Origin of the sequence: Nocardiopsis chromatogenes YIM 90109 (assembly GCF_000341185.1) — a bacterium.
Classification (GTDB): Bacteria; Actinomycetota; Actinomycetes; order Streptosporangiales; family Streptosporangiaceae; genus Nocardiopsis_A; species Nocardiopsis_A chromatogenes.
On the sequence record NZ_ANBH01000015.1, the window covers coordinates 20,130 to 29,599 of the forward strand.

Consider the following 9,470-nt stretch of genomic DNA (forward strand, 5'->3'; position numbering starts at 1 on the left):
CCGGTGAGGCCCGGGGCGGGCCGGGCGGGCCGCACCCGCGGGAGGGCGGCGGGCCGCCGCCCGCCGCCCCGAAGGCGTCAGCGCTTGGCGTACATCCGCTCGATCGTCTCGGACTCGCGCTCCATGATGCGGGCGCGGCGCAGTTTCAGCGTCGGGGTGAGGGTGGCGTCCTCGACCCCGAAGGGGCGCGGCACGATGGTGAACGCCCGGACCGACTCGGCGCGCGAGACGGCGGCGTTCCCGGCGTCCACGGCCTTCTGCACCTCGGCGCGCAGGTCGGGGTCGTCGGCCAGGGACGCGGCGTCGGCGTCGGCGGGTTTGCCCGCCGCGGCCTTCCACGCCGCGAACTCCTCGGGGTCGAGGGTGATCAGCGCGGTGACGAAGGGGCGGCCGTCGCCGATGAGCATGCACTGGTCGACCAGCGGAGCCGCGCACACGCGCTCCTCCACGGGGACCGGGGCGACGTTCTTGCCCCCGGCGGTCACCAGGATCTCCTTCTTGCGGCCGGTGACGCGCACGTACCCGTCGCCGTCGACGGCGCCCAGGTCGCCGGTGGCGAACCAGCCGTCGCGGAAGGCCTCCTCGGTGGCCTCGGGGCGGTTCCAGTAGCGCTCGAAAACGGGGCCGCCCTTGACGAGGATCTCCCCGTCGTCGTCGATGCGCACGTCGACCCCGGGCAGGGGGCCGCCGATGGTCCCGGCGCGGGAGCGGCCGGGCAGGTTGGCCAGCACGGCGGCGGTGGTCTCGGTGAGGCCGTAGCCCTCGATGACCTCCACGCCCACGCCCCGGTAGAAGTGGAAGAGCCGCACGTCGAGGGCGCCGCCGCCGGAGATGACCCGGGTGCAGCGCCCGCCCAGGGCGCCGGTGAGCGGCCGGTAGACGATCGGCTCGAACAGGCGGCGGCGCAGCCTCAGCAGCGGGCCGGGGCCGCCGGGGGTGTCCAGGGCCTTGCTGTAGGCGACCGCGGTGTCGGTGGCGGCGTCGAAGATCCGGCGTTTGAGCCCGGAGGTGCGCTTGCGCGCGGTGGTGTGGATCTTCTCGAAGACGTAGGGCACGGCCAGCAGGAAGGTGGGCCGGAAGGTGCCCAGGTCGGCGATGAGCTCGCGGACGCTGGGGGCGTGGCCCAGGCGGGCCCCGGCGTGGACGGCGGCGACCTGCACCATGCGGCCGAACACGTGCGCCAGCGGCAGGAAGAGCAGCGTGGAGGGGGCGGCGTCGGGGTCGCCGCCGTCGTCGAAGAGGGCGGACAGGGCCGTGGTGGCGGCCTCGACCTCGGCGAAGAAGTTGGCGTGGGTGAGCACGCAGCCCTTGGGGGTGCCGGTGGTGCCGGAGGTGTAGACGATGGTGGCCGGGTCGCCGGGGCGCACGGCGGCGCGGCGCTGCTCGACGGCGGAGTCGGGCACCTCGGCCCCGGCGGCGGCGAGGGCGTCCAGCGCGCCGGGCTCGCCGCGCAGCGGGTCCATGGTCCACAGGTGGCGCAGGCCGGGGACGGAGGCGCGCACGGCCTCCACCGTGGCGGTGCTGTCCTCTCCGTCGACGATGCAGGCGGTGGCGCCGGAGTCGGAGAGGACCATGGCGATCTGCTCGGGCGAGGAGGAGGGGTAGACCGGCACGGTCACCGCGCCGGCCGCCCAGATCGCGAAGTCGGCGACGGTCCACTCGTAGCGGTTGGCGGCGAGCAGGCCGACCCGGTCCCCGGGGCCGATTCCGGCGGCGACGAGCCCCTTGGCCGCGGCGGTGACCTGGGCGGCGACGTCGGCGCCGGAGACGTCGCGCCAGCCCGGAGAGCCGCCGTCCTTCGCACTGAGCATCGCGGCGCCGGGGTGCGCGGCGGCGCGTTCGTACAGGAGCTCGGCCAGGCCGCCGTGCTCGCGGGGCCGACCGGTTGCGGGGGTCGAGATGTGGGTCACGCTTCCGTGTCTATCCGACATTCGTAACAAATCTGAACATCACGCCCCAGACATGGACATGAGAAAGACCATACCGGCGAGTAACCCCCTTCACGTCCGGCGCGCGCACCGGATGCTCCGCTGGTGCCGCGTGCCCCCTGGATCGTTGGCGGGAAGCCCTGTATCGGCTGCGGACACTGCGGGGGCGTCCGTGGCCGGTGTGCGCGGGCCGGGTGCGCCGGAGGGGCCGCGTGTTCGGGGCCGCGGTCGGGCACGACCGGCTGGTCGGCGCCCCGGTCGAGCNCGTCTTCGACCACTGATCGGGGCACGCCTCTCCCATCAACGATCGGGGGCGTGTCTCTTGGGTCGGGTCCGCAGGAGGCAGCGGGGGCGTCATGGTCGACGCAAGGCCGCCGCGCCCCCGAGGGGAAGGAGGAGTCGGCCCGGGCGTCACGCAGGAAGGGCCGATCCAAGGAACGCACCCGGCCCCGGGCACGGCCCGGCCGGACGCGACTCGGGCGGACGCGACACGGGCGGCGCGGCGGAGCCGACCGTCCGGCCGCCGGGGCCCAGCCCCCGGGCCCCGGCCGCCCCGACGGGGCTCACTCCGGCAGTTCGAGGCGGACCATCAGGGCGGTCCCCTCGGCGGTGACCTCGCCGCCGTGGCGGATCTCCCCGGAGACGAAGACCTTGCGCCGCTCGGTGCCGGTGACCCGCGCGCGGACCTCGAGGGGGACGTTGAGCGGGGTGGGCCTGCGGTAGTTCACGTCGAGGTTGGCGGTCAGGCCCGGCATCCCCGCCGCGCTGGCGGCGCCGCCCAGGGCCTGGTCCAGCACGGCCGCGAGCCAGCCCCCGTGCACGAGCCCGGGAGGGCCCTCGTACAGGCCGTTGAGGGTGAAGTCGGCGCGCAGGCCCTCGCCGTCCTTGTCCAGGTCGATCGGCGGGGCGAGGGGGTTGACCGGGCCGGAGACGCCGTTGGTGATGGTGCCGTACTCGGTGCTGCCGTCGGAGTAGGTGGAGCGGACCATGGTGCCGATGGGGCGGCGGTCGCCGCGGAGCATCTCCTCGGCCTTGGCGACCGCGTCGGCGGCCGCGGACAGCGCCTCGGGGGCGGCCTCGGTGTGGGCGGCGGTGTCCATCAGCGAGCGCACCCGGTCCACGAGCGCGGAGAGCTCCGCGGGGATCTGCTCCTCGGGGACCACGGTGAACCCGTACTCGGCGGGGTCCGGCTTTTCCGCTACCGGCTGTGCGTCGACCGTCATGGCTTCCTTCGTCGGCTCGTCGTCCCGCACCGGTCGGCGCGGGCGGTCGGGCGCCGGTCCGGCGCCACTGAAACCGAATATTACTCGGTAGTAGTTTTCGGGGGTGCCCCCTGGGGGGCGTGGGCCGCCCCACCAGCACAGAACAACCCGGGCACACCGGGCGATATTTCGTGAATCGCGCCACCCGGGACGCCCGGCGCCGTCCTACGCTGGCGGGATGAGCACGCCTCCCCGCGACACCGCGCGCTACTGGCGCCACCCCGGCCTGCCCGGCGTCGACCTGCTCAAGGCGCACTACATCCGGCACGCCTTCACCCCGCACACGCACGACGCCTACACCCTGGCGGTGATCGAGTCCGGCATCGAGGTCTACGACTACAAGGGCACCACCCACCGGGTCGGCGCGGACGGGATCGCCCTGGTGGAACCGGGGGTGGTGCACACCGGGCACGCGGGCGCGCCGGAGGGGTGGCGGTACCGGGTGCTGTACCCGGACGTGGAGGTCGTCGCCGACGCGGCCCGCGACATCGGGATGGCGGGAGCGCCGCTGTTCACCGACTCCTCGGCGCACGCCCCCGCGACGGCGGAGGTGCTCCGCGCCGCCCATCGGGCCGCCGAACGGGGCGACCGGCTCAGCGCCTCGACACTCACCCGCCAGGCCCTGCACCGGCTGCTCGCCGGGCACGCCACCGGCTCCGCGCGCTCGGCCGCCACCCCGGCACCGCGCCGCACGGTCGCCGAGGCCAGGGAGGTCCTGCGGTCCGCCATGGCCGACCCGCCGTCCCTGGAGGAGCTGGCCGAGCAGGTGGGGGTGTCGGCGTTCGCCCTGCTGCGCGCGTTCCGCCGCGACCTGGGGCTGCCGCCACACGCCTACCTGAACAGCGCACGCGTAGAGCGGGCCCGCCGCCTGCTGGCCGAGGGGACACCGCCGTCGGAGGTGGCCGCCGCCGTGGGCTTCGCGGACCAGCCGCACCTGACCCGCCACTTCAAACGCAGGACAGGGGTGCCGCCGGGCGAGTTCCAAAAGGGCATCCTGGGCGCGGTGCCCGACCCCTAGGACGGGCCCCTATGACGTGAGCAGCCGACCCCCGACCTCTTGCCCGTTCGGATCCTCCCCCGCCCGAAGGAACAGATATGGCACCGTCCGTTCCCATACGCGCCCGTCACCACCCCTGGTTGACGGTTCCCTACGCTGTCATGGCGTTTCTCGTGCTCCTTCTGGGGATCGCCGGGCTGCAACACGGGGTGAGCCTCGAAAGCACGGTGTTCATCGCCATCGGTGCCGCCAACGCCGCCTCGGGCCTCTTGGCGGCCAGAATGCCCGCCTGCGAATACGTGCCGACGACCAACGGCTTGAGCCGACGCTCCTTCCTCTCCTTCCTCCGACGTAAGGGGCCCATCACGCCCGGCCCAAGGCGACGATTCGCCGTCCATGACGGCGCCATCGTTCTCGCCCCTGAAGGGGCGTCCCACGGCCCGGTGGTCGTGCGCCGGAACCGCGTCCACCCGCACGACTGGGGGGTGCTGGCCGCCGCTGTCGCAGAGGCGAATGTGCGCACGGAAGCCGGGTCGAGCGCCTTGGATGTCGATGCCTCGGCGGAGTACTACCGCGAGGAATGGCGGCTCTGAGAGGGCTCGGCGTTCGCGCCCTGCGACACAGCACCACCGCACCGGCCTCGCACCGCCTCGGAGGGCGCAATAACGTTCAAGACCGCCTCTGGGCCCGCTCCGTAGCGTTCGGGGCGTGAACACGTCAGCATTCGCACTCTCTCCCCCGGTGCGCGACGCGCTGGGGATCGGGCTGGCCGTCGGCGTCTCCGGGGTCGCCTTCGGCACCGCGTCCGTCGCGGCGGGCCTCACCGTCGCCCAGACCTGCGCCCTGAGCCTCCTCGCCTTCACCGGGGCCTCCCAGTTCGCCCTCATCGGCGTCGTCGCCGGGGGCGGTAACGTCATCGCCGGGGCCGCCGGGGCCCTTCTCCTGGGCGCCCGCAACACCCTCTACGGGCTGCGCCTGTCCGACATCCTCGGTGTGCGGGGCGTCCGCAAGGCGGTCGCCGCCCACGGGGTGATCGACGAGACCGCCGCCGCCGCGCTCGCCCAGCCCACGCCCGCCGCCGCGCGGACCGCGTTCACGGCGACGTTCGCCGCGCTGTTCGTCTTCTGGAACGCCACCACCCTGGTGGGGGCCGTGGCCACCGAGAGGGTCGGGGACACCTCGGCCTTCGGGCTGGACGCGGTGGGCCCGGCGATCTTCCTGGCGCTGGTCTGGCCCCGGCTGCACGAGGGGCGCAGGATCGTGCTGGTCGCCGCCGTCGGCGCGGGTCTGGCCCTCGCCGCCGTCCCCGTGCTGCCGCCCGGCGTCCCGGTGCTCGTCGCCGCGGCGGCCGCGCTGCTGGGGCCCGCGCCTGCCGCCACGGGCGGTGGCGACGGGCATGGCGAAGGCCACGGCGACCGCACGGGCCTGGACTCCCCCGCGGCCGACGGGGCCGCCCCCGAACCCGACCGGCCCCAGGAGGCGCGGCCATGACCGTCTGGATCGCGATCGCCGTCACCGCCGCGGGCTGCTACGCGCTCAAGTTCGCCGGGCTGGCCGCCCCGCGCCGCCTGCTCGACCACCCCGCCGTTCGCCGGTTCGCCATGACCGTCCCCGTGGCACTGCTCGCCGCGCTGGTGGCCGTGCAGACCTTCTCCGACGGCGGTTCCGCCCTCACGGCTGACACCGCACGCCTGGCCGGGGTCGGGGCGGCCGCCACCGCGCTCCTGCTGCGCGCGCCGTTCCTGGTCGTGGTCGCCGTGGCGGCGGGTACCACCGCCCTGCTGCGGGCCCTCGGCCTCGGCTGACGCGCGAGGGGGCGCCCAGGGGACGCTCCCTCGCCCACTCCCCTGCCCGCCCGCGGCCGCGTGACGGACCCGCCCGCCTCGGGCAGGATGGCGGTGACCGGCGGGGGCGGCGGCACGCCGTCCCCGCCCCGTGGTGCCTTGCGACGACGGAAGGACGAACGTGCCCCCCGAGACCTCCCTGCCCAGTGGGCCCACCGCCGCCGAGGCCGTGGCGGAACTGCTCGCCGCCGCCCATGTGCGGCGCTGCTACACCGTCCCCGGCGAGAGCTTCCTGGAACTGGCCGACGCGATCGACCGGCGCAGCGACATGCAGCTGGTGTCGACCCGCCACGAGGGCGGAGCCGGGTTCATGGCCGAGGCCGAGGGCAAGCTCATCGGGTTCCCCGCCGCCGCGGCCGCCACCCGCGGCCCCGGGGCGTCCAACCTGGCGGTGGCGGTGCACACGGCCATGCAGGACTCCACGCCGATGATCGTGTTCCTGGGCCAGGTGGAGACCGACCACCTGGGCCGGGAGGCGTTCCAGGAGGTGGACCTGACCGCCTTCTACGCCCCCATCACCAAGTGGTCGACGACGGTGACGCGCGCCGACCGCCTGGTGGAGGCGACCGCGCGCGGGCTGCGGATCGCCACCTCCGGCCGCCCGGGGCCGGTGGCGATCGCCGTCCCGGGCGACCTGTGGGGACAGGCGGCCGGGACGCTGGGCCCCCTGCCCGGGACGCTCCCGCCCCGCCCCTCGCTCGCCGAGGAGGAGCGGGACCGCCTGGCACGGTGGCTGGCCGGGGCCGAGCGCCCGGTGATCATCGCCGGGGGCGGCGCCCGCGCCGCCCGCGAGGAGCTGGTTCGGGTCGCCGAGCGGTTCCAGGCCGGGGTGTACGCCGCCTGGCGGCGCCAGGACGTCTTCCCCAACGACCACCCGCTCTACCTGGGCCACCTGGGGCTGGGGTGCCCGCCGCAGGTGCTGGGCGCCCTGGAGGAGGCGGACGCGGTGCTGGTGGTGGGCTCCAGGCTGAGCGAGGTCACCACCCAGGCGTACCGGTTCCCCGCCCCCGGGGTGCGGGTCGTCGACTCCCGCGTCACGCAGATCGACATCGACCCCGACCAGGTGGGGGCGGTCGCCGGGGTGTGGATGGGCGCGGTCGCCGACGCCCGGCGCGCGCTGGAGGCGCTGGCCGCGTCGCCGACGACGGCGATGTACCGCGACTTCGCCCCGGCGCACGCGGCGTGGGAGGCGACGACGGTCCCGGACCCGGCCGCCGCCTCGCACCCGGGCGGGCGGCTGCACCCCTGGGCCGTGGTCGAGGGCATGCGCGCGGTGCTCCCCCGGGACACGGTGATCACCAACGACGCGGGCAACTTCGCGGCGTTCCTGCACCGGGGGTGGCGCTTCAACGAGCCGCGTACCCAGCTCGCGCCCACCAGCGGCGCGATGGGGTACGCGGTGCCCGCGGCGATCGCGGCCAAGCTGGTGGAGCCGCACCGGACCGTGGTGGCGGCGGTGGGCGACGGCGGCGCGCTGATGACCGGGCAGGAGCTGGAGACGGCGGTGCGGGTGGGCGCGCCGGTGGTCGTGGTGGTGTTCCAGAACGGGCTCTACGGCACCATCGCGATGCACCAGGCGCGGGAGATGGGCCGGACGGCGGCGGTGGACATCAGCGGCCCGCTCGACCTGGCGGGGTACGCGCGGTCCCTGGGGGCGCGGGGGGCGACGGCGCACACGCCCGAGGAGTTCGAGAAGGCCCTGTCCGAGGCACTGGAGGCGGACCTGCCCACCCTGATCGACGCCCGGACCGACCCGGACGTGATCAGCCCCGGCGCGACCTTGTCGGGCCTGCTGGGCGAGGGGTGAAGCGGGCGGTCCGGGTGCCCGGGTGCCCGTGGGTACCTGTGGGCACCCGGACCGCTTTCCCCGGCCGGGGCCAAGGTGCGAGGGCCTTGGCCACGTCCTGGGTGTCGGTTCCTCCGTAGCCTGGGGCGAGCGGCGGCCCAGCCGGTCCCCCGCTCCCGGGCCCAGCCGAGCGGCGGGCCGATGGAGTATGGGGTGGAGAGGCGGCGACGACAAAGGGCGACGGCCCTACCCGTAGCGCTGTCGACCACCAGGCGCGTACGTGGTCACCCCGAGGGGCGGCGACGGAACAAGCCGGGCGGTTCCCCGGCGCCGCCTGCCGGGCGGCGGGCCCCTCGCAGTCAGGGAAGGCGGCTCGGCTGGTGCCCCGCTCACCAGCCCCGGCCGGGCGGCGGTCCGCCGGGGCACAAGGCAGAAGGCGGAGACGAAGAGAGGTTGGCGGCCCTACCGGTAGCGCTGTCGGCCGCCTGGTGTGTGCGTGGTCACCGTTGATGGCGGCGACGACGAAGGTCAGGGGCCCTTTCGGTAGCGCGGTCGGGTGGGAGGCGTGCGGGTGGTCGCCGTAATGGGCGGCGACGGAACAAGTCGGGCGGTTCCCCGGCCCCACCTGCCGTCCGCCGGGTCCCTCGCAGTCCGGGAGAGCGGCACGGCCCCGGGGTTCGCGGTCTTCGGCGCCCAGGGTGGCCGCCGGGCCAGCACAGCGAACCCCGGCAACCCTGTGACCTGGTTGAATACTCCGCGTTAGATGCGGGTGAGGGCGGGAAACGCGCCCAGCGACGCCCCCGGAGGCCCCGGAGCGACGAAGAGCGCGATTCCAGAACAGGTTCTGGAGGCGAGATGTCCTGTTCGCGCCTGTCTGGGGTGTTCCGGTTGGCTGTAGGGGCGGGCGCGGCGCCGCCCGGACCCCTCCGCCGGACCCACGGGGGCCGCGCGAGGCCGATATCGGCCACACAGAGTGACACCGGGACCGGCAAACGGCCCCGATGTTCCGTTTAGGGGCCTTCTGGCGCCGAATCGCGTTCACGTATCGCGATGAACGCACGCCCGCCCTGTCCGCCGGACCGCCCCGGCCGTCGAACAGGGCGCGGAAGACCCCTTCACCCCCCGAAAACCAAGCGAACCGGACACCGGGCCAGTAGCGGCGGAACCCAAACCCGCCTTCCGGACCCCGGGGGCGCCCCCGGGGGCACCCTGCGCGGCGGAACCGACGCCTGGAGGGCGACCAGGCGGCGATTCCGCCACACAGGATCACTGGACCACCCTCCCGGCGCCCGGCATGCCCGAGATACAGGCCCCTCCCCGGTGATCCCGGCGAAGGCGCTGTCAATCCGGCACTTCTGACAGCACTCCCGTCGAGGCCGCGGGACGACCGCATCGGCTCGGAGGCCGCCACGAACGCGGGCGACCACCCGCCCACCCCGGCCGCGCCGCCTTCCCGGACCGCAAGCACCCCCGCCCGGCAAGCAGGGCCTGGCAACCGCCCCGCTCTCACCGTCGCTGCCCATCACAGCGACCACGCACACGCCCGCCACCCGACAGCGCTACCGGTAGGGCCGTCGACCTTTGTCGTCGCGGCCCCTGCACCCCATACCCCGCCGACCTGCCGCCCGGCCGGGGCCGGTGAGCGGGGCACCA

General features: G+C 75.1%; 7 protein-coding genes. 5 read left to right on the forward strand and 2 right to left on the reverse strand.

The window, feature by feature from the left end:
- Positions 1–77: 77 nt before the first annotated feature.
- Both D476_RS0101350 and D476_RS0101360 read right to left on the reverse strand, forming a co-directional pair.
- The gene (locus D476_RS0101350) at positions 78–1,910 is read right to left on the reverse strand and encodes an AMP-dependent synthetase/ligase (RefSeq protein WP_017622187.1); all 1,833 of its coding nucleotides are present in this window, start codon (positions 1,908–1,910) and stop codon (positions 78–80) included.
- A 581-nt stretch (positions 1,911–2,491) separates the two neighbouring features.
- Positions 2,492–3,151, reverse strand: coding sequence for a PaaI family thioesterase (locus tag D476_RS0101360; RefSeq protein WP_017622189.1), 660 nt, complete (start codon positions 3,149–3,151; stop codon positions 2,492–2,494).
- Positions 3,152–3,368: 217 nt separating this feature from the next.
- On the opposite strand from D476_RS0101360, the gene D476_RS0101365 reads away from it, so the two are divergent.
- The 5 genes from D476_RS0101365 (at position 3,369) to D476_RS0101385 (ending at position 7,838) form a co-directional block, all read left to right on the forward strand.
- Positions 3,369–4,208 carry a helix-turn-helix transcriptional regulator gene (locus D476_RS0101365; RefSeq protein ID WP_017622190.1) on the forward strand — a complete coding sequence of 280 codons (840 nt, stop codon included), beginning with the start codon at positions 3,369–3,371 and terminating at the stop codon, positions 4,206–4,208.
- Between the two features lie 77 nt (positions 4,209–4,285).
- Positions 4,286–4,780 (forward strand): hypothetical protein, encoded by a 495-nt coding sequence (locus D476_RS0101370; RefSeq protein ID WP_017622191.1) that lies wholly within the window; start codon positions 4,286–4,288, stop codon positions 4,778–4,780.
- 148 nt (positions 4,781–4,928) lie between these two features.
- On the forward strand, positions 4,929–5,678 hold the full coding sequence (locus D476_RS31770; RefSeq protein WP_017622192.1) for an AzlC family ABC transporter permease: 750 nt from the start codon (positions 4,929–4,931) through the stop codon (positions 5,676–5,678).
- Positions 5,675–5,992: an AzlD domain-containing protein gene (locus tag D476_RS0101380; protein ID WP_017622193.1), complete on the forward strand. Its 318-nt coding sequence runs from the start codon at positions 5,675–5,677 to the stop codon at positions 5,990–5,992. Before D476_RS31770 ends, D476_RS0101380 begins: the two co-directional genes overlap by 4 nt.
- Positions 5,993–6,152: 160 nt before the next feature.
- Positions 6,153–7,838 (forward strand): thiamine pyrophosphate-dependent enzyme, encoded by a 1,686-nt coding sequence (locus tag D476_RS0101385; RefSeq protein ID WP_017622194.1) that lies wholly within the window; start codon positions 6,153–6,155, stop codon positions 7,836–7,838.
- The last annotated feature ends 1,632 nt before the right edge of the window (positions 7,839–9,470 follow it).

Excerpts from the sequence above, each read along its gene's own strand:
- D476_RS0101380 (WP_017622193.1), top strand. The coding sequence starts at position 5,675 with ATGACCGTCTGGATCGCGATCGCCGTCACCGCCGCGGGCTGCTACGCG.
- D476_RS0101370 (WP_017622191.1), top strand. The coding sequence starts at position 4,286 with ATGGCACCGTCCGTTCCCATACGCGCCCGTCACCACCCCTGGTTGACG.
- D476_RS0101360 (WP_017622189.1), bottom strand. The coding sequence starts at position 3,151 with ATGACGGTCGACGCACAGCCGGTAGCGGAAAAGCCGGACCCCGCCGAG.
- D476_RS0101365 (WP_017622190.1), top strand. The coding sequence starts at position 3,369 with ATGAGCACGCCTCCCCGCGACACCGCGCGCTACTGGCGCCACCCCGGC.